General features: G+C 68.7%; 19 protein-coding genes. 18 read left to right on the forward strand and 1 reads right to left on the reverse strand.

Translation table 11 applies throughout. The features are described from left to right. Positions 1 to 3: 3 nt before the first annotated feature. From BCO18175_RS16430 to infA, 18 genes are all read left to right on the forward strand, one after another. Positions 4 to 801 (forward strand): CoA-transferase subunit beta, encoded by a 798-nt coding sequence (locus tag BCO18175_RS16430; protein WP_174915497.1) that lies wholly within the window; start codon positions 4 to 6, stop codon positions 799 to 801. A gap of 8 nt (positions 802 to 809) precedes the next feature. Further along, positions 810 to 1,736: an enoyl-CoA hydratase gene (locus tag BCO18175_RS16435; protein WP_174982479.1), complete on the forward strand. Its 927-nt coding sequence runs from the start codon at positions 810 to 812 to the stop codon at positions 1,734 to 1,736. Further along, the gene (locus tag BCO18175_RS16440) at positions 1,733 to 2,821 is read left to right on the forward strand and encodes an NAD(P)H-dependent flavin oxidoreductase (protein WP_174982481.1); all 1,089 of its coding nucleotides are present in this window, start codon (positions 1,733 to 1,735) and stop codon (positions 2,819 to 2,821) included. Before BCO18175_RS16435 ends, BCO18175_RS16440 begins: the two co-directional genes overlap by 4 nt. Positions 2,822 to 2,846: 25 nt before the next feature. Then, a complete protein-coding gene (locus BCO18175_RS16445; protein WP_174982483.1) occupies positions 2,847 to 3,656 on the forward strand; it encodes an enoyl-CoA hydratase family protein in 810 nt (269 codons plus the stop codon). Further along, positions 3,653 to 4,822 (forward strand): acyl-CoA dehydrogenase family protein, encoded by a 1,170-nt coding sequence (locus BCO18175_RS16450; RefSeq protein WP_174982485.1) that lies wholly within the window; start codon positions 3,653 to 3,655, stop codon positions 4,820 to 4,822. The genes BCO18175_RS16445 and BCO18175_RS16450 overlap by 4 nt, the downstream gene beginning before the upstream one ends. Before the next feature lie 35 nt (positions 4,823 to 4,857). Then, entirely contained in the window at positions 4,858 to 5,925 is a 1,068-nt protein-coding gene (locus BCO18175_RS16455; protein WP_174982486.1) for an acyl-CoA dehydrogenase family protein, read from the forward strand. Continuing rightward, on the forward strand, positions 5,925 to 7,076 hold the full coding sequence (locus BCO18175_RS16460; protein ID WP_174982488.1) for an acetyl-CoA C-acetyltransferase: 1,152 nt from the start codon (positions 5,925 to 5,927) through the stop codon (positions 7,074 to 7,076). Before BCO18175_RS16455 ends, BCO18175_RS16460 begins: the two co-directional genes overlap by 1 nt. A gap of 33 nt (positions 7,077 to 7,109) precedes the next feature. Next, positions 7,110 to 7,988 carry an SDR family oxidoreductase gene (locus BCO18175_RS16465; protein ID WP_174982490.1) on the forward strand — a complete coding sequence of 293 codons (879 nt, stop codon included), beginning with the start codon at positions 7,110 to 7,112 and terminating at the stop codon, positions 7,986 to 7,988. Between the two features lie 3 nt (positions 7,989 to 7,991). Then, entirely contained in the window at positions 7,992 to 9,230 is a 1,239-nt protein-coding gene (locus BCO18175_RS16470) for an acyl-CoA dehydrogenase family protein (protein ID WP_174982492.1), read from the forward strand. Continuing rightward, positions 9,227 to 10,429 (forward strand): acyl-CoA dehydrogenase family protein, encoded by a 1,203-nt coding sequence (locus BCO18175_RS16475; protein WP_174982494.1) that lies wholly within the window; start codon positions 9,227 to 9,229, stop codon positions 10,427 to 10,429. The genes BCO18175_RS16470 and BCO18175_RS16475 overlap by 4 nt, the downstream gene beginning before the upstream one ends. After that, on the forward strand, positions 10,426 to 11,226 hold the full coding sequence (locus tag BCO18175_RS16480; protein ID WP_089447760.1) for an SDR family oxidoreductase: 801 nt from the start codon (positions 10,426 to 10,428) through the stop codon (positions 11,224 to 11,226). Before BCO18175_RS16475 ends, BCO18175_RS16480 begins: the two co-directional genes overlap by 4 nt. Beyond that, entirely contained in the window at positions 11,226 to 11,711 is a 486-nt protein-coding gene (locus BCO18175_RS16485; protein ID WP_174915594.1) for a MaoC family dehydratase, read from the forward strand. The genes BCO18175_RS16480 and BCO18175_RS16485 overlap by 1 nt, the downstream gene beginning before the upstream one ends. 18 nt (positions 11,712 to 11,729) lie before the next feature. Further along, entirely contained in the window at positions 11,730 to 12,935 is a 1,206-nt protein-coding gene (locus BCO18175_RS16490) for an acetyl-CoA C-acyltransferase (protein WP_174982496.1), read from the forward strand. A 150-nt stretch (positions 12,936 to 13,085) separates the two neighbouring features. Further along, a complete protein-coding gene (locus tag BCO18175_RS16495) occupies positions 13,086 to 14,057 on the forward strand; it encodes a WD40/YVTN/BNR-like repeat-containing protein (protein WP_174982498.1) in 972 nt (323 codons plus the stop codon). Between the two features lie 55 nt (positions 14,058 to 14,112). After that, on the forward strand, positions 14,113 to 16,575 hold the full coding sequence (locus tag BCO18175_RS16500) for an efflux RND transporter permease subunit (protein WP_174982500.1): 2,463 nt from the start codon (positions 14,113 to 14,115) through the stop codon (positions 16,573 to 16,575). 68 nt (positions 16,576 to 16,643) lie between these two features. Continuing rightward, complete coding sequence (locus BCO18175_RS16505) at positions 16,644 to 17,723, forward strand: Rieske 2Fe-2S domain-containing protein (protein ID WP_174982502.1); 1,080 nt, start codon at positions 16,644 to 16,646, stop codon at positions 17,721 to 17,723. Between the two features lie 285 nt (positions 17,724 to 18,008). Next, a complete protein-coding gene (locus BCO18175_RS16510; protein ID WP_006483056.1) occupies positions 18,009 to 18,212 on the forward strand; it encodes a cold-shock protein in 204 nt (67 codons plus the stop codon). A 469-nt stretch (positions 18,213 to 18,681) separates the two neighbouring features. After that, complete coding sequence (infA, locus tag BCO18175_RS16515; protein ID WP_011355053.1) at positions 18,682 to 18,945, forward strand: translation initiation factor IF-1; 264 nt, start codon at positions 18,682 to 18,684, stop codon at positions 18,943 to 18,945. Between the two features lie 176 nt (positions 18,946 to 19,121). Here infA and BCO18175_RS16520 read toward each other — a convergent pair whose 3' ends face one another. Next, the gene (locus BCO18175_RS16520; RefSeq protein WP_174982504.1) at positions 19,122 to 19,919 is read right to left on the reverse strand and encodes an alpha/beta fold hydrolase; all 798 of its coding nucleotides are present in this window, start codon (positions 19,917 to 19,919) and stop codon (positions 19,122 to 19,124) included. Between the last annotated feature and the right edge of the window lie 111 nt (positions 19,920 to 20,030).

Genomic DNA, 20,030 nt, shown 5'->3' on the forward strand with positions numbered 1-20,030 from the left:
CCTGTGAGCGAATCTCTCGACCATTCCCTCGCGGAACTGATGATCGTCGCGTCCGCGCGACTCTGGCGCGACGACGGCGAAGTGCTGGCGACCGGCATCGGCACGGGCCCGCGGCTCGCGGCCGGCCTCGCGCGGCTCGCGTACAACAACGGGCTGATGCTGACCGACGGCGAAGCGTATCTCGTCGAGGAGCCGGTGCCGCTCGGCCCGCGCCCCGACGGCTATCGCGTGAAGGCGAGCGGCTGGATGACCTACGAGCGCGTGTTCGACTGCCTGTGGCACGGCCGCCGTCATGCGCTCGTGATGCCGACACAGATCGACCGTTTCGGCCAGGCCAACATCTCGTGGCTCGGCGACGACTATGCGCGTCCGAAAACCCAACTGCTCGGCGCGCGCGGCTTCCCCGGCAACACGACGAACCACGCGAACTCGTTCTTCGTCAGCGGCCACGGCAAGCGCACGTTCGTCGAACGCGAAGTCGACATGGTGTGCACGGTCGGCTACAACCCGGCGCGCCGGCTGCCCGGGATGAAGACTTTCGTCGACCTGCGCAGCATCGTCACCGATCTGTGCGTGATGGACTTTGGCGGCCCGGACCACGCGATCCGCGTGCGTTCGCTGCATCCGGGCGTGAGCTTCGACGAGGTGCAGGACGCAACGGGCTTCCCGCTGATCGCTGCGCCCGACCTCGGCACGACGGCCCCGCCGAACGCGGAAGACCTGCGCATCGTGCGCGCGCTCGATCCGCACAACCTGCGCGCGACGATCGTGCGCAACAATCCGGCGCCGCGCCGGGGATGAGGTCAGACATGGAAGCGACCCAGGTGACCTTCGGCGACGGTGTCGTCGACTACGCGGTCGAAGGCGGCATCGCGACGATCACGATGAACCGCCCCGAGTATCACAACGCGCAGAACTCGAAGATGACGTATGCGCTCGACGCGGCGTTCCGGCGCGCGGCGCACGACGACGCGGTGAAGGCGATCGTGCTCGCGGGCGCCGGCAAGCATTTCTCGGCGGGCCACGACATCGGCACGCCGGGCCGCGACATCCACGAGTCGTTCGACCGCGCATCGCTGTGGTACGACCACGTCGACAAGGAAGGCGGCGAATTCCTCTATGCGCGCGAGCAGGAGGTGTACCTCGGAATGTGCCGGCGCTGGCGTGACCTGCCGAAGCCGACGATCGCGATGGTGCAGGGCGCGTGCATCGCCGGCGGGCTGATGCTCGCGTGGGTGTGCGATCTGATCGTCGCGTCGGAGGATGCGTTCTTTGCCGATCCGGTCGTGCGGATGGGGATTCCGGGCGTCGAGTATTTCGCGCATGCGTACGAGCTGAACCCCCGCATCGCGAAGGAGTTCCTGTTCCTCGGCGAGCGGATGCCGGCCGAGCGCGCGTACCAGATGGGGATGGTCAACCGCGTGGTGCCGCGCGAGCGGCTGCACGACGCGACCTACGCGATCGCCGCGAAGATCGCGACGATGCCGCGCCTCGGGCTCACGCTGACGAAGCAGGCACTGAATCACGTCGAGGAGCTGCAGGGCAAGCGCGCGGCGATGGATGCGGCATTCGCGTGGCATCACTTTGCGCATGCGCACAACGAGCTGGTGAGCGGCGACCGCCTCGGCGGCTACGACGCGCGCAGCATGGCCAGCTCGCAGCGCCAGCCGAACGGCGCGGACCGTAGCGACGCGCAGACGCAGGCACCGGTCGCCGTCAACGGAGCCGCCGCATGAGCACGACGCTGCATACGCCCTTGTGCGACCTGCTCGGCTGTCGCTACCCGATCGTGCAGACCGCGATGGGCTGGGTGGCCGATGCGCGGCTCGTCGCGGCCACCAGCAACGCCGGCGGCTTCGGCTTCCTGGCCGGCGCGACACTCGAACCCGAGCAGGTCGAGGCCGAGATCCTGAAAGTGAAGTCGCTGACCGACCAGCCGTTCGGCATCAACTTCCACATGTTCCAGAAGAACGCGCAGCAGGTCGTCGAGCTGGCGATCAAGCACAGGCTGCGCGCGGTGAGCTATGGCCGCGGGCCCGATGCGAAGACGATCCGCCGCTTCAAGGATGCCGGCATCGTCTGCATGCCGACCGTCGGCGCGCCGAAGCATGCGGCCAAGGCGGTCGAACTCGGCGCGGACATCGTGACGGTGCAGGGCGCGGAAGGCGGCGGCCACACCGGCTCGGTGCCGACCACGCTGCTGCTGCCGAAGGTGCTCGACGCGGTGCGGGTGCCGGTGGTCGCGGCCGGCGGTTTCTTCGACGGGCGCGGGCTGGCCGCCGCGCTGGCGTATGGTGCGGCCGGCATCGCGATGGGCACGCGCTTCCTGATGAGCGCCGAATCGCCGGTGCCGCGCGAGACGCTCGAGCGTTACGTCGCGGTCGGCGACCCGGCCCGGATCCGCGTATCGGACGCACTCGACGGGCTGCCGCAACGAATGATCGACAACCCGTATCTGCTGAAGCTCGAACGCTTCGGCCCGCTGCGCCGCACGTGGTTCGCGCTGAAGACCGCCGAAGCGTGGCGGCGCCAGAACGGGCTGAGCACCAGCGACATGCTCGGCCTCGCGATCAAGGCGCTTCGCTCGCACGACTACACCGCGAGCCAGACGCTGATGGCGGCGAACGCGCCGTTCCTGATCCAGCGCGCGATCGTCGAAGGCCGCCCGGATGAAGGCGTGCTGCCGAGCGGCCAGGCGGCCGCGATGATCGGTGCGATCGAATCATGCGACGCATTGATCGCGCGGATCGTCGCGGAAGCCGGCGAGCGGCTCGACGCGCTGGCGGCGATGCGCGGCACGCCGGCCGCACAGGCCGCGTGAACACAATCACAGGGAGGCAGACGAGATGACAGCATCCAACCAACCGGCCGGCGCGACGCCGTTCCGGATCGATCGCGCCGACGGCATCGCCGAACTGGTGATCGCCCATCCGCCCGTGAACGCGCTTGACGCGCAGGGCTGGCACGCGCTCTCGCACGCGCTCGATGCGCTCGGCGAGGACGACGACGTGCGCGTGATCGTCGTGCGCGGCGAAGGGCGCGGCTTCTGCGCGGGCGTCGACATCAAGGAACTGGCCGCGCATCCGGAGCGAATCGTGGCGGTCAATGCAGGCAACTACGAGACGTTTCGCGCGGTGCACCGCAACCCGAAGCCGGTGATCGCGGCCGTGCACGGCTTCGTGCTCGGCGGCGGGATCGGCATCTGCGGCGCGGCGGACATCGTCGTCGCGGCCGACTGCGCGCGCTTCGGCGTGCCCGAGATCGACCGCGGCGCGATGGGCGGCGGCGCGCATCTGCAGCGGCTGTTCGGCGTGCAGAAGGTGCGCGCGATGTACTTCACCGGCGACATGATCGACGCGGCCGAAGCGTACCGGCTCGGCGCGGTCGAGCAGGTCGTGACGCGCGACACGCTGCGCGACGCGGCTCTCGCGATCGCCCGCAAGATCGCCGAGAAGAGCCCGGCGATGGTGCGGCTCGCGAAGGAGGCGCTGAACGGCGTCGAGGACGGCGATCTCGAGGACAAGTACCGCTGGGAGCAGGGTTTCACGCTACAGGCGTACATGACGAACGACTCGACGGAGGCGCGCGCCGCGTTCGTCGAGAAGCGCGACGCGCGTTTCGACGCGCAGGCAACCGCCGAGGAGGCACGCGCATGAACCTGACCTATACGCCAAAGCAACAGGCGTTCCGCGCGGAGATCCGCGAATGGCTCGCCGCGCACGTGCCGCGCGAGCGGCTGCCGAGCTTCGACACCGAGGAAGGCTTCGCCGCGCACCGTGAATGGGAGCGCACGCTGCACTCGGGCCGCTGGAGCATGGTCACGTGGCCGCGCGAACTCGGCGGGCGCGGCTGCGACCTGATCGAGTGGCTGATCTTCGAGGAAGAGTACTGGCGCGCCGACGCGCCGATGCGCGTGAACCAGAACGGCATCTTCCTGCTCGGCCCGACGCTGATGGATTTCGGCACGCCGGAGCAGAAGGCGCGCTTCCTGCCCGCGATGGCGGCCGGCGAGCACGTGTGGGCGCAGGGCTGGTCGGAGCCGAACGCAGGCTCGGACATGGCCGCGATCCGCACGACGGCCACCCGCATCGGCGACGAATACGTGCTGAACGGCCAGAAGATCTGGTCGACGCGCGCGGTGTGGGCCGACTGGCTGTTCGGCCTGTTCCGCAGCGATCCCGAATCGTCGCGCCACCACGGGCTCACGTTCCTGATGGTGCCGCTGTGCGCGCCGGGCATCACGGTGCGGCCGATCCGCCAGCTGAACGGGCAGACGGGCTTCGCGGAAATCTTCTTCGACGACGTGCGCGTGCCGGTCGAGAACCGGCTTGCGGCCGAAGGCGCGGGCTGGCAGGTCGCGATGGCGACGGCCGGGTTCGAGCGTGGGCTGATGCTGCGTTCGCCGGCACGGTTCCAGCGCACCGCGCAGGCGTTGCGCGACCTGTATCTCGCTCACCGCGACAGCGCGGACCGCGATCCGACGCTGCGCGAACGCGTGGTGCAGGCGTGGATGGATGCGCAGGCGTATGCGCTGTCGACCTACGCGACGGCGAGCCGGCTGCTGAAGGGCGGCCATATCGGCGCGGAGTCGAGCACCAACAAGGTGTTCTGGTCGGAGCTCGACCTGCGCATGCACCAGACCGCGCTCGACATCCTCGGCGCGCACGGCGAGGTCGTCCCGCAGACGGCCGCGCAGCACGCGACGCTCGGCCACTGGCTCGACGGCTTCCTGTTCGCGCAGGCCGGCACGATCTACGCGGGCACCAACGAGATCCAGCGCAACATCGTCGCCGAACGGATGCTCGGCATGCCGCGCGCGTAAGCGCGCCGGCGCCACCCTTACAGAACGGACATCGTATGGATTTCGTATTCGATGAAGACCAGGAAGCGCTCGCGGACAGCGTGAAGCGCCTGCTGATGACCGAGATGACGCCCGAGCTGATCCGCGAGCTCTGGGCCACGCCGACCGGGCGGTCGGACGACCTGTGGGCGCTGTTCGCGTCGCAGGGGCTGACCGCCGTGTCGGTGCCGGAGGCGCACGGCGGCCTCGGCCTGACCGAAGCGGAATGGGCGCTGCTTGCGCAGACCTACGGCTATTTCGGCAGCCCCGAGCCGCTGCTCGACACGGCGCTCGTGTCGGCCGGCGTGCTGGCGCGGCTGCCGGCGAGCGACTGGCGCGACACGCTGCTGCGCGACATCGCCGAAGGGCGTGCACGCGTTGCGCTCGTGCATCCGGTGAACCCGTATGCGGCCGATGTGCACGTCGCGCAGACGCTGCTGTGCGAGCACCGCGGCGAGCTGCACCGCGTCGATCCGGCCCAGTGCGCATGGCGAGGCGTCGACAGCGTCGACCCGTCGCGGCGGCTGTTCACGCTCGACTGGGAGCCGTCGGCGGCCACTTGCATCGCGAGCGCTGACGAAGCCGCGCCGCTGCTGAACCGCGCGCTCGACCACGGCGCGTTCGCGGTCGCCGCGCAACTGCTCGGGCTCACGCAGCGCGTGCTCGACGTCGCGATCGACTACAGCGCGCAACGCAAGCAGTTCGGCAAGGCGATCGGTTCGTACCAGGCGCTCAAGCATCTGCTCGCCGATGTGGCGATCCGCTACGAGTTCGCACGGCCGGTGGTCGCACGCGCCGCGCAGGCGATCGCCGACGATCACCCGCAGCGCGCGGTGTTCGTGTCGCACGCGAAGCTTGCGGCGATGTCGGCCGCGCAACTGGCCGCGCGCCACTCGATGCAGGTGCACGGCGCGATCGGCTACACGTGGGAGCTCGACCTGCAGATCTTCATGAAACGCATCTGGGCGCTCTCGGGCAGCTGGGGCGACAGCGCGTTCCACAAGGCCCGCGTGGCCGACGCGATCCTCGGCGACGCGTTGCCGATCGGCCCCGCGCAGACCTTCGACCTCGAGGAATTGAACTGATGAAACAAGCCTATATCGTCGACGCGCTGCGCACGCCGACCGGCCGCCGCAAGGGCGGTCTCGCGCATGTGCATGCGGCGGACCTCGGCGGCTTCGTGCTGAAGTCGCTCGTCGGGCGCAACGCGATTCCCGCCGACGAATACGACGACGTGGTGTTCGGCTGCGTCGACACGATCGGCCCGCTCGCGGGCAACATCGCGCGCACCTGCTGGCTCGCGGCCGGGCTGCCGCTGCAGGTGCCGGGCGTGACGGTCGACCGTCAGTGCGGGTCGTCGCAGCAGGCCGTCCATTTCGCCGCGCAAGCCGTGATGAGCGGCGTGCAGGACGTGGTGGTGGCGGGCGGCGTGCAGACGATGACGCAGATCCCGATCTCGTCCGCGATGACCTGCGCGGCGCCGCTCGGCTTCAACGACCCGTTCTCGGGCAGCAACGGCTGGCGCGCGCGCTTCGGCGATGCGCCGGTGTCGCAGTTCGTCGCCGCGCAGCGGATCGCCGATCACTGGAACCTGTCGCGCGACGCGATGGAGCGCTATGCGCTCGAAAGCCATCGCCGCGCGGTTGCGGCGATCGAGGCCGGGCACTTCAAGCGGGAAATCGTGCCGCTCGAAGGCGTGATGCACGACGAGACGCCGCGTCCCGACACGTCGCTCGAGAAGATGGCGACACTCGAACCGCTGACGCCGGGCGGTTCGCTGACGGCTGCCGTCGCGAGCCAGACCTGCGATGCGGCCGCGGCGCTGCTGATCGTGTCGGAGGACGCGTTGAAGCGCTACGGCCTCACGCCGCGCGCCCGCATCCATCACCTGAGCGTACTCGGCGACGATCCGCTGTGGATGCTGACCGCACCGATCCCGGCGACGAAGGCCGCGCTCGAGAAAGCCGGCCTCGACTGGTCGCAGATCGACGTCGTCGAGATGAACGAGGCATTCGCATCGGTCGCGCAGGCGTGGCTCGCCGACACGCGTTTCCCGCACGAAAAGACCAACCCGAACGGCGGCGGCATCGCGCTCGGCCATCCGCTCGGCGCGACCGGTGCGCGGCTGATGACGACGTTGCTGCACGAGCTGGAACGCACGGGCGGCCGCTACGGGCTGCAGACGATGTGCGAAGGCGGCGGCCTCGCGAACGTCACGATCATCGAGCGCCTGTGAGCGCGTCACCTTCACGATCCACGAGGCACAAGCATGGGAATCTGTAACGGACGCACCGTCATCATCACCGGCGCGGGCGGCGGGCTCGGGCGCGAATACGCGCTTGCGTTCGCGGCCGAAGGCGCGGCGGTCGTCGTCAACGACATCCGGCACGAGGCCGCGCAGGCCGTGTGCGACGAGATCACGCAGCGCGGCGGCCGGGCACTCGCGAATGCGGACGACATCACGCGCGTCGATACGGCGCAGCGGATCGTCGACGCGGCACGCGAAGCGTTCGGCGACGTGCACGTGCTCGTCAACAACGCGGGCATCTGCCGCGACAAGATGTTCACGAGCATGACCGAAACCGACTGGGACGACGTGATGCGCGTGCACCTGCGCGGCCACTTCTGCCTGTCGAGTGTGCTGGCGCGTGTGTGGCGCGACGCCGCGAAGGCCGGCCACACGGTCGACGCGCGGATCGTCAACACGAGTTCGGGCGCCGGGCTGCAAGGCTCGATCGGCCAGTCGAACTACGGTGCGGCGAAAGCCGGGATCGCCGCGCTCACACTGATGCAGGCGGCCGAGCTGCAGCGCTACGGCGTGCGCGTGAACGCGCTCGCGCCGGCCGCACGCACGTCGATGACAGAAGGCGTGTTCGCCGACATGATGAAGAAGCCCGAGGACGGCGGCTTCGACTATTTCGATCCGGCCAATGTCGCGCCGCTGGTCGTGTGGCTCGGCAGCGCGCTGTCGGCCGACGTGACGGGCCAGGTGTTCGAGGTCGCGGGCGGGATGATCGCGGTTGCGGAAGGCTGGCGTACGGGCCCGAGCGTCGATCGCGGCACGCGCTGGGCGGCGGCCGAGGTCGGCCCGGCGGTCGCGCAACTGCTCGCCGATGCGCGTCCCGCGCAGCGCGTGTACGGGAGCTGACCGATGGATCTGGCGCTCACCGACGAACAGGCGATGATCCGCGACGCGGCAGCCGACGTGCTCGCCGAACGCAGCGCGTCCGCCGACGTGCGCCGCGCGATCGAGCAGTCGGCCGGCCGCGACGATGCGCTGTGGGGCACGCTGGCAGGCGAACTCGGCTGGAATGCGCTCGCATTGCCCGAGGCGGCCGGCGGGCTGGGGCTCGGTGCGGTCGAGCAGACGGTGCTGATGGAACAGCTCGGCCGGCGTGTCGCGTGCGTGCCGTATTTTTCGACGGCGTGCCTCGCGGCGACCGCGCTGGCGGGCTGCGCTGATACGCCGCTAGCGGCAGGCTGGCTGGCAAAGATCGCCGAAGGCGCGTGCAGTGCGACGCTCGCGCTGCCGTTCGACCTGTCGATCGTTTTACGGTCGTTGCCGGTCGTCGCGGAAGAAACGGCGGGCGGCTATGCGCTGTCCGGCACGATCGAGCAGGTGGTCGACGGCGCGCGAGCCGACCTGCTGCTGGTGCCCGCGCGAATCGCGAACGAAGGGCAGTCGATCGGCTTGTTCGCAATCGATGTCTCAACGGCATCGGGGCTCAAAGTCACGCCGCTCGACACGCTCGACGGCACGCGGCCGATCGCACGCGTGGAATTCAACGAAGCCCGCATGAGCCGCGACGCGCTGCTCGCCTGCGGCTCGGTGGCAGCACAGGGGCTGGAACGCACCGCCTGGTTCGCAGCACTCGCGCTGGCCGCCGAACAGCTCGGCGGCGCCCAGCAATGCCTCGACCTGACGCTCGACTACACGAGCCAGCGCGTGCAGTTCGGCCGCGCGATTGCGTCGTTCCAGGCCGTCAAGCACCGCTGCGCACAGATGATGGTGCTGATCGAATCGGCGCGTTCGGCCGTGCTCGGCGCCGCGCACGCGTGGGACGCGGAAGCCGGCAGCGTGCTGCCGAGCGACGCATTGCGCGCCGACATCGCTGCCGCGAAATCTGCCGCAAACGACGCGTATGCGTTCTGCGCACAGGAAGCGATCCAGCTGCACGGCGGTGTCGGCTTTACGTGGGAATACGACCCGCATCTCTATTTCAAGCGCGCACAGGCGTCGGGTGCGCAGTTCGGCAGCACGCCGCAACTGCTCGAATGGATCGCGTCCCATGCGATTGACGGCGCCGCATCGCATCGCGACGAAGCGTTCGCACCCCCCGCCGCGGTGGCATCCCGTCCATCGGCCGCACGCGCAGGAGCCCTGCAATGAACAGCGAAACGCGCGAACAGCAATTACGGCACGAAGTGGCCGATTGGGTGCAGTCACACCTGACCGGCGAATTCGCACGCCTGAAATACCGCGGCGGCCCCGGCGACGAGGAAGCGTGGCCCGAACTGCGCAAGGCTTGGGAGCAGGAACTCGCGAAGGGCGGCTGGACCGGACTCGGCTGGCCGACGGATGCCGGCGGGCGTGGCTTCTCGGTCGCCGAGCAGGTGATCTTCCACGAGGAATATGCACGCGCCGGCGGCCCCGGGCGGATGGGTCACATCGGCGAAGGGCTGCTGGGGCCGACGCTCGTCGCGTGCGGCACCGACGACCAGCGCGCGCGCTTCCTGCCGGGCATCCTGGCCGGCACGCAGTTCTGGTGCCAGGGCTACTCGGAGCCCGGCGCGGGTTCCGACCTGGCCAACGTGCGCACGCGCGCCGAACAGGATGCGGACGGTACGTGGCGCGTCTACGGCCAGAAGGTCTGGACGTCGCTCGCGCACGATTCCGACTGGATCTTCGTGCTCGCGCGCACCGATCCCGCGTCGAAGGGCAACAAGGGGCTGTCGTTCCTGCTGATGCCGCTCGACCAGCCGGGCATCGAGATCCGGCCGATCAAGCAGCTCAACGGCGGCGCGGAATTCAACGAAGTGTTCTTCGACGGCGCGCGCGCGGAAGCCCGCGACCTCGTCGGCGCACCCGGCGACGGCTGGCGGATCGCGATGACGCTGCTCGGCTTCGAGCGCGGAATGTCGACGCTCGGCCAGCAGATGCAGTTCGTCCGAGAGCTCGAATGGGTGATCGACGCCGCGCGCGAATCGGGCGCGGACCGCGACCCCGTGCTGCGCCAGCGGATCGGCCGCGCGTGGGCCGGGCTGCGCGTGATGCGCTACAACGCGCTGCGGATGCTGTCCGGCGCGGACGACGCCGATGGCGGGGCCGCCGCGCCGCTGCGCCGCGAGGCGCTGATCTACAAGTATTTCTGGTCGAACTGGCACCGCGACCTCGGCCAGCTCGCGATGGATGCGCTTGGGCCCCGCGCGAACGTGATCGATCCGGCCGACGAAAAGCTCACCCATCTGCAGCGCGTGTTCCTGTTCTCCCGTGCGGACACGATCTACGCCGGCACCAACGAAATCCAGCTCAACATCATGGCCGAGCGCGGGCTCGGCATGCCCAGGGAAGCAAGAGGAACAGCATGACCGAACCCCAGATCCAGAAAGCGCCGGCCTACGTGCCGGGCCACCAGCTGCTCGCCGGCAAATCGGTGCTGATCACGGCTGCCGCCGGTGCCGGCATCGGCTTCGCGGCCGCGCGCCGTTGCGCGGAAGAAGGCTGCCGCGCGCTGTTCATTTCCGACATCCACGAAAAGCGCCTTGAACAGGCCGTCGAGACGCTGCGCGCCGAAACGGGGCTGCAACAGGTCTATGGCCGCCTGTGCAACGTCGCGGTCGAGGCCGACGTGCAGGCGCTTGTCGCGGAGGCCCAGGACAAGCTCGACGGCGTCGACGTGCTGATCAACAACGCCGGGCTCGGCGGCTCGACCCGCATCGTCGATATGGACGATGCCGAATGGTCGCGCGTGATCGACATTAGCCTTACCGGGACGTTCCGGATGACGCGCGCGATGCTGCCGCACATGCAGGCCCGAGGCCGCGGCGCGATCGTCAACAACGCATCGGTGCTCGGCTGGCGCGCGCAGGCGGAACAGGCGCACTACGCGGCCGCGAAGGCGGGCGTGATGGCGCTCACGCGCTGCGCGGCGCTCGAGGCGTCGCCGTACGGCGTGCGCATCAACGCGGTCGCGCCGAGCATCGCGATGCACGATTTTCTGAAGAAGTCGGCCCCTGCCGACTTGCTGAATCAACTGGCGTCGCGCGAAGCCTTCGGGCGCGCTGCCGAAGTCTGGGAGGTCGCGAACGTGATGGTGTTCCTTGCAAGCGATTACGCGTCGTACATGACGGGCGAAGTGCTGTCGGTCAGCAGCCAGCACGCATGATGAGCACGACCCTCGACCCCGTGCGGGCGACGCCCCGCGTGTTCGCGCATCCCGGCGAACTGGCGGCGGCCGTCGGCGACACGCTCGGCGCAAGCGCGTGGCTCGCGATCGACCAGATCCGCATCGACGGTTTCGCCGATGCGACGGGCGACCACCAGTGGGTGCACGTCGACCCGCTGCGCGCGAAGGACGGCCCGTTCGGCGCGTGCATTGCTCACGGGTACCTGACGCTGTCGCTCGTGAATTACTTCCTGCCTCAGATCGTGCGGATCGACGGTGCGCGGCTCGGCGTCAACTACGGTTGCGACAAGATCCGTTTCCCCGCGCCGGTGAAGGTCGGCGCGCGCGTGCGCGGCGTCGGCGAGCTGCTGCGCGTCGAGCCGCTCGAAGGCGGCGTGCAGGCATGGATTCGCGTGACCGTCGAGATCGAAGGCGAAGCCAAGCCCGGTTGTGTGGCCGACACGATCAGCCGTTACTACTTCTAGATTCAGAGAGCCAGACACATGGAAGACGCAGTCATCGTTTCCGTCGCACGCACGCCGATCGGCAAGGCGTTTCGCGGCATGTTCAACGACACCGAGGCGCCCGCGCTGGGCGGCCACGTCGTGCGCACCGCGCTCGAACGCGCGGGCATCGCGCCGGCCGACGTTGACGACGTGCTGATCGGCTGCGCCGCGCAGCAGGGCACGCAGGGCTACAACATCGGCCGCCTGTCGGCCGCGGCGGCCGGGCTGCCGGCGTCGGTGCCCGGCATGGCGATCGACCGCATGTGCTCGTCCGGCCTGATGTCGATCGCGAGCGCCGCGCGCAGTATCGGCGCGGGCGATGCGCGGATCGTCGTCGCGGGCGGTGTCGAGTCGATCTCGCTCACGCAGAACAAGCACAAGAACGCGTATCGCGCGCGTTCGCAGGCCGTGCTCGACCACCAGCCGGCTGCGTACATGGCGATGATGGAAACGGCCGAGATCGTGTCGCGCCGCTACGGGATCTCGCGCGCCGCACAGGATGAATTCGCACTGCAGAGCCACCAGCGCACGGCAGAGGCCCAGGCGGCGGGCCGCTTCGACACGGAAATCGCACCGCTCGACGTGCGGCGCGCGCTGTTCGACAAGGAAGGCAACCCGGCTGGTTACGAGGACGTGAACGCGGCGCGCGACGAAGGCGTGCGCGCCGACACGACGGCCGAGCGGCTCGCGGGGCTGAAGCCGTCGTGGAGCGGTGGCAAGGTCGTCGAGCAGGGCGAGTTCGTGACGGCCGGCAATGCGTCGCAGCTGTCGGACGGCGCGGCGGCCGTAGTCGTGATGTCGCGTAGCGAAGCGGTACGCCGCGGGCTGACGCCGCTCGGCGCGTTCCGCGGCCTCGCGGTGGCCGGCTGCGAGCCGGACGAGATGGGCATCGGCCCGGTGTTCGCGATTCCGAAGCTGCTGGCGCGCTTCGGGATGACCGTCGGCGACATCGGGCTGTGGGAGCTGAACGAAGCATTCGCGTGCCAGGCGCTGTACTGCCGCGACACGCTCGGCATCCCCGACGACCGTCTGAACGTCGATGGCGGTGCGATCGCGCTCGGCCATCCGTTCGGGATGTCGGGTACGCGGATGACGATGCACGCACTGCTCGAAGGCGCGCGGCGCGGCGTGCGGCACGCGGTCGTGACGATGTGCATCGGCGGCGGGATGGGTGCCGCCGCGCTGTTCGAAGTCGGCGCGTAGCGGTACGCGGACGGGCCGCACCGTATGGGCGGCCCTCCATTCAGGACCATTCGAGGCCGCGGCAACGACCGACGGCCCGGAGACTTGCTGGCGACGGCGGTGGGCGCGATGGCGCGAACCGTCGTCGAACGCAGACACAGGAGACAAGCGATGAAACGAACTTTGCCCGGACTCGCGATGTCGGCGCTCGTGCTCGGCGCCGCGCTGTTCGCGTTTTCGCCGCGCCCGCTGCCGGCGTTCCCGGTCACCGCGATCCACGCGGACCGGCTGCAGATCAACGGGCTCGCCCGGGCCGGCGCGCGCATCGTCGCGGTCGGCGAACGCGGCGTGATCCTGCTCAGCGACGACGCGGGCGCCCACTGGCGTCCGGCATCGATCACACCCGACCAGGCATCGACACTCACGCAGGTGCGCTTCATCACGCCGACGCTCGGGATCGCGGTCGGCCACGACGGCCGGATCATGCGCAGCGACGACGCCGGCATGCACTGGCGCGAAGTGCACATGGACCACGCGCATTCCGATCCGCTGCTGTCCGTGTGGGGCACGGCCGACGGCCCGCTGTTCGCGGCCGGCAGCTTCGGCCAGCTGCTGCGCTCGGACGACGCGGGCCTCAACTGGCAGACCGTGAAGACGCCGGCCGGCGACCGTCACCTGAACGCGATCGTCGGCGATGGCCACGGCAACCTGCTGGTCGCGGGCGAGAGCGGCACGCTGCTGCGCTCGACCGACAACGGCGCGACGTGGGACAAGCTGCCGTCGCCGTACGCGGGTTCGCTGTTCGGCGCGCTGATGCTCGCGAACGGCGACTGGGTTGCGTACGGGATGCGCGGCAACGTGGTGCGCAGCACCGATCGCGGCGCGACCTGGGCGCATGTCGACAGCCACGTGCCGGTGTCGTACTTCGGCGCGACCCAGCTCGCCGACGGCGAACTCGTGCTGGTGGGCCAGGGCGGCGCGATCGTCGCGTCGCGCGACGGCGGGCTGACCTTCGACGTGCGCAAGCTCGGCGGCGTGCAGAGTCTTGCGGCGGTGCTCGACATGGGCCACGGCGCGCTGCTGCTCGGCGGCGAGGCCGGCGTCGCACCGCTGGCCGGCTCGCTTGCGTCAACGCCGTCCTGACGCGCGGCGGTCCTGCTGCCTGCTTCCGTTCGTTTCGCATCGACAAGAGAATTCCATGAACGACCTGTCACGCCCCCCTGAAGCCGTTTCCGCATCGCGCCTCGCCGCGTTCGTCGAGCGCTGCGCCAACACGATCATCCGGCAGCGCCGGCTGCTGATGCTGCTGTGCGTCGCGGTGACGCTCGCGCTCGGGCTGTCCGCGACGCGCCTGAAGCTCGATCCGGGCTTCAACAAGATGATCCCGATGCAGCACCCGTACATGCAGGTGTTCGAACGCTATGCGGGTGCGTTCCCCGGCGCGAACACGATCCTCGTGAGCCTGCGCTGGAAGGGCGACGGCGACATCTACAACCAGACGTTCATGGACGCGCTGCGCCACGCGACCGACGACGTGTTCTTCATCCCCGGCGTGAACCGCTCGCGCGTGTTCTCGCTGTTCACGCCGAACGTCCACTACACCGAGGTGACCGAAGCCGGCTTTCGCGGCGACGTGGTCGTGCCGGGCCAGTTCTCGAGCGCGAACCTGGACGATCTCGCGAAGGTGCGCCGCAACGTCGCGCGTTCCGGGCAGATCGGCCGCCTCGTCGGCAACGACCTGAAGTCGGCGCTGATCCGCGCGGAGCTGCGCGAGACCGACCCGGCCACCGGCAAGCGGCTCGACTACAGCGCGGTCGCGCGCCAGCTCGAGGAGATCCGCGCGAAGTACGCGAAGCAGGGCATCGACGTGAACATCATCGGCTTCGCGAAGCTGGTGGGCGACGTCGAAAACGGCATCGCGGGCGTGATGGCGTTCTTCGCGCTCGCGTTCCTCGTGACGGCCGCGCTGCTGTTCGCCTACACGCGGTCATTGAAGACCACCGTGCTGGCGCTCGTCGTCGCGCTGCTGCCGGTCGTGTGGCTGCTCGGCGCGCTGCCGCTGCTCGGCCTCGGCATCGATCCGATGTCGATCCTCGTGCCGTTCCTGATCTTCTCGATCGGTGTGTCGCACGCGGTGCAGATGACCAACGCATGGAAGCAGGCGCTGGTGCGGGGTGCGTCGTCGGTCGATGCCGCGCGCGACGCGTTTCGCAAGCTGTTCGTGCCGGGCACGGTCGCGCTGCTGACCAACGCGCTCGGTTTCATGGTGATCATGCGGATCAGGATCGACATCGTGCGCGAACTCGGCATCACCGCGTGCCTCGGCGTGCTGCTGATGATCGTGACGAACAAGGTGTTCCTGCCGATCCTGTTGTCGTACACGCGTCTCGAACGCGGCACGCTGGCACGAGCACAGCGCACGGCGGCGGCCGGCGGCAGCCCGATGTGGTCGCGCTTCGCGGTGTTCGCGCGGCCGGCGCCGGCGCTCGGCGTGTTCGCGGTGGCGCTCGCGCTGCTCGCATACGGCACGCTCGAATCGCGCAAGCTGGAGATCGGTGACATCGGCACCGGTGCGCCGGAACTGCGTGCAAATTCGCGCTACAACGTCGACAACGCGGCGATCACGCACCAGTACAACATCGGTGTGGACGTGCTGTCGGTGATCGTCGAGACGACCGGCTTCGACGACGCGTGCCTGCATTACCCGGTGATGAGCGCGATCGAGAAGTTCGAGATGAACATGCGCGGCGTGGCCGGCGTGCAGTCGGTGACGAGCGTGTCGTCGCAGGGCAAGGTGTTCATCGCCGCGTTCAACGAGGGCAACCCGCGCTGGGCCGCGCTGCCGCGCTCCAGCGACGGGCTCACGCAGGGTTCCAACGCGTTCGACCCCGACAACGGGATGAACACCGCGAACTGCAAGGCGATCCAGGTGCTGATCTACACGAAGAACCACGAAGGCACGACCATCGCGCACATCGTCGACGAGATCAAGCGCTTCGCGGCCGAGAACCCGACGCCGAACGTCGCGTTCCGGCTCGCGGGCGGCAACGTCGGCGTGATGGCCGCGACCAACGAGGCCGTCGGCGACGCCGAGATCGCGATGCTGCTGTCGATCTTCGGCGCGATCGCGCTGCTCTGCGCGGTCACGTTCCGCTCGTGGCGCGCGGTGCTGTGCATCATCGTGCCGCTCACGCTCGTGTCGATCCTGTGCAACGCGGTGATGGCACTGCTCGGCATCGGGCTGAAGGTCGCGACGCTGCCGGTGATCACGCTCGGCGTGGGCGTGGGCGTCGACTACGGCATCTACCTGTACGAGCGCCTGCAGCACGACATCCGTCACGGCGCGACGCTGCCGGACGCATTCGCCGACGCGATGCGCCAGCGCGGCACGGCGGCACTGTTCACGGCCGTCACGATGTTCATCGGCGTCGGCACGTGGGCGTTCTCCGCGCTGAAGTTCCAGGTCGACATGGGCGTGCTGCTCGCGTTCATGTTCCTCGTGAACCTGTTCGGCGCGGTGTTTGTGCTGCCCGCGCTCGCGGCTTGGCTCGGCGTCGAGCGTGCCGAGCGCCGCGCGCTGCACAGGCAGCAGCCGTCGCCGGCGGCCCCGGCACCGCTGAAGCCGTCGCCCGCGCTCGAACCCGGCAACCCGATGCGCTGACCGGCGCCCCCCATTTCCCCCGCGCGCGGCCGGCTGCCGCGCGCTCTCCACAAGAGGAGTCAACCCACATGTCCGCACGCCCTTACAAGATCGAAGCCCAGCCGCTCGCGCAGCGCTATGCGCGCGGCTGGCACTGCCTCGGGCTCGCCCGCGACTTCAAGGACGGCAAGCCGCACACGCTGAACGCGTTCGGCCGCAAGCTCGCCGCGTTCGCCGATTCGACCGGCAAGGTCAACATCGTCGACGCGTACTGCCCGCACATGGGCGCCGACCTGAGCCTCGGCACGGTGCAGGGCGACAACCTCGTGTGCCCGTTCCACGGCTGGGCATGGAGCGGCGAAGGGCAGTGCGCATCGATCCCGTACTGCAAGCGGATCCCGCCGAAGGCGCGCATCGGTGCATGGCCGACCTGCGAGGAAAACAACCTGCTGTTCGTGTGGAACGACCCGGAAGGCAATGCGCCGCCGGAGGAAGTCGCGATTCCGCGCCTCGACGTGTGCTTCTCCGACGAATGGTCGGACTGGGTCGTCGACAAGATGGTGATCCAGGCCAACTGCCGCGAGCTGGTCGACAACATCTCGGACGTCGCGCACTTCGCGACCGTGCACCACGCGCCGATCGACTATTTCGCGAACCTGTTCGAGGACCACAAGGCGACGCAGCTGATGGTCGGCCGCAGCGAGAAGCTCGGTGGCGACGCCCTGACCGCGCTGTCGACGTATTTCGGGCCGGCCGTGCACATCACGCAGATGACGGGGCAGAGCGGCGGGCAGCCGATCCACTCGGTGCTGCTGAACTGCCACGTGCCGATCGACATGAACAGCTTCGAGCTGCGTTACGGCGTGATCGTGAAGAAGGTGGCCGGGCTGACCGACGCGCAGAACATGGAGATCGCGAACGCGTACGTGAAGGAAGCGCAGCGCGCGTTCTACGAGGACGTCGACATCTGGCACAGCAAGACGCGGATCGACAACCCGCTGCTGTGCGAAGGCGACGGGCCGCTGTACCAGATGCGCGACTGGTATTCGCAGTTCTACCTGGACGTGGCGGACGTGCGGCCGACGAGCGTCGCGCGCAAGGCGTTCGAGATGCGGATTCGCGAAGGCGACGCGCCGCCGGCACTGCATCACGTGTTCGAGCCGCAGTAAAAGCCGGCGGGCCGGCCGAAAAAGGGGGGCGCATCGAAATACGTTCCGTCGGCCGGCAACACCCGCCGCATAAGGCGCACGCGGCGGGCTTGCTTGTGCGCCGCATCAAAATAGCTTGACGGAACGGCCACTGTCGCGTAGTGTCCATGACCGAAGTGTTCAAGAAGTTCGATTGCTCATCATTGGCCGCACTCCGTGCGGCGGTCGTTGGTCTCTCCCTCTTTGATTCTTTCTGTGCCCGTTGCGGGCGCATGTTCAATCGTCAATTGTATTAAGGAAGTAATTGTGGATACCGGTACCGTCAAGTGGTTCAACGAAACCAAGGGCTTTGGTTTCATCTCCCCTGACAACGGCGGCGACGATCTGTTCGCCCATTTCTCTGAAATTCGCGGCACGGGCTTCAAGACCCTGGCCGAAGGCCAGAAGGTCAGCTTCGAAGTGAAGCGCGGCCCGAAGGGTCTGCAAGCGTCGAACATCACGCCGCAGTAAGCCGCATCGGCGGCAGCCGCCAAACGGTGGCCGCCGCCGGACGGATTCGCGCGCAGGGCGCCGCTTTGGCGGCAGCCGGCGCGCTTCCGATGCGCACGACCGATGCATCGCGACATCCACGATGCATCGGTCGTGACGCCTCCCTCATCGCATGCGTGACCCGCGTGCGACGCAACGCCTTCGTGAAGCGCCCGCCGTTTCGCGAGCGCATCACCGCTTCAACGCATCAACCCGAGCAGACCGCCGCCATGCCGTAGCAGGCGCGGTCCCGACTTGCGCGGCGCTCAATACGCCGCCGCCACCGACCGCCTGAACGCCGTAACGCGCCGGGCTCCGATCGCAAGACAGGCCCATGGCCCGTCTGAACGAACCGATCCCCGGCAGCCTGCCGGCCGCCGTCCCGTTGCGGGACACGGCGCCGGGCAGATCGCCGCGGCTGCGGTCAATTACCTTGTCTGGAGGAATTGGTTTGGCAAAAGAAGAACTGCTGGAACTGGACGGAATCGTCGACGAAGTGCTGCCGGACAGCAAATACCGTGTCACGCTGGAAAACGGCGTCGTGGTCGGCGCTTACGCGTCGGGCCGCATGCGCAAGAACCACATCCGCATTCTCGCGGGCGATCGCGTGACGCTGGAACTGTCGGTCTATGACCTCACCAAGGGCCGCATCAACTTCCGTCACAAGGACGCGAATTCGCCGCGTCCGCCGCGAACCGGCCAGCCGCGCCGTTAAGCGGTAACGATCGGCGCGGGCACGCAGCACCGCCTCGCCGATCGAATCCCGTCCGGCCGACGAGGCCGGACGAACCGGGTGGACGACACATCGCGTGCCGTTCACCGGTCGCCGCCGGCGTCGTCATGCCGAGGCGGCCGACACAGCCTTCACCGGCCGCCGCGCGTGTGCAACGCTCAAGCGGCCGCGTCCCGCAGGAAATCCTCGACGATCATCGCGAAGTACGGCGGACATTCCTGCATCGGGTAATGCCCGCAATTCGGTATCGTCACGAGCCGCGCGTTCGGATGCCACGCGAGGAACGTCGCCTGCATCGCCGCTGCGTCGAGCCCCGGATCCTTGTCGCCGACGATCACCAGGAAGCGTGCGTCGAGCCCGCGGATGTCGTCGACGAAATCCGTTTTGGTCAGCATGTCGAGATACGCGAGCCTGCAATCGGGCGCCACGCGCTCGCGGTTCTGCCGCAGCTTCACGTCGGCCCAGCGCGCCGACAATCCCCCCGTCACGAATCGCATGAGCCGGCGAAACGCATCGTCATCGACGGCCGTGCTCGCGAAGAACGCGCGCGCGTCGTCGTTCAGGCGATTGCCGGCCGCCGACACCGGGCACACGGCGATCGCGCTCTTGATGCGTGATGGTGCGTCGGCGGCGAGCCGTTGTGTCGCCATGCCGGTCATCGAATGGCCGATCACGTGAAAGTGCTGCCAGCCGAGGCGATCCGCGAGCGCCAGGCAGTCGGCCGAGATCTCGTCGACGGTACAGGTGCCGGTCAGGTGGATGGATTCGCCGTAGCCGCGCAGGTCGACGAACACGTACGTGAACGCCGCTTCGTCGAGATACGGCAGCAGTGCCGCGTAGTTCGTATGGTCGCCGAGCCAGTCGTGCAGGACCATCACGCATTCGGGGCCCGTGCCGTGCCGCAGGTAGCCGAGGCCGCCGTTCGGGCGGGAGGCGAGGGTGTCGATACGGTTCATTTCAAGGGGTTTCCTTTTGGTTGGAGGAACCAAAACGAAACGCCCTCCCGGCGGACCGGGAGGGCGTCTTGAAAGTGCATCGATCGTATCGGGCCGATCGGCGAAAGTCAA

Origin of the sequence: Burkholderia lata, from assembly GCF_902499335.1 — a bacterium.
Taxonomy (GTDB): Bacteria; Pseudomonadota; Gammaproteobacteria; order Burkholderiales; family Burkholderiaceae; genus Burkholderia; species Burkholderia lata_B.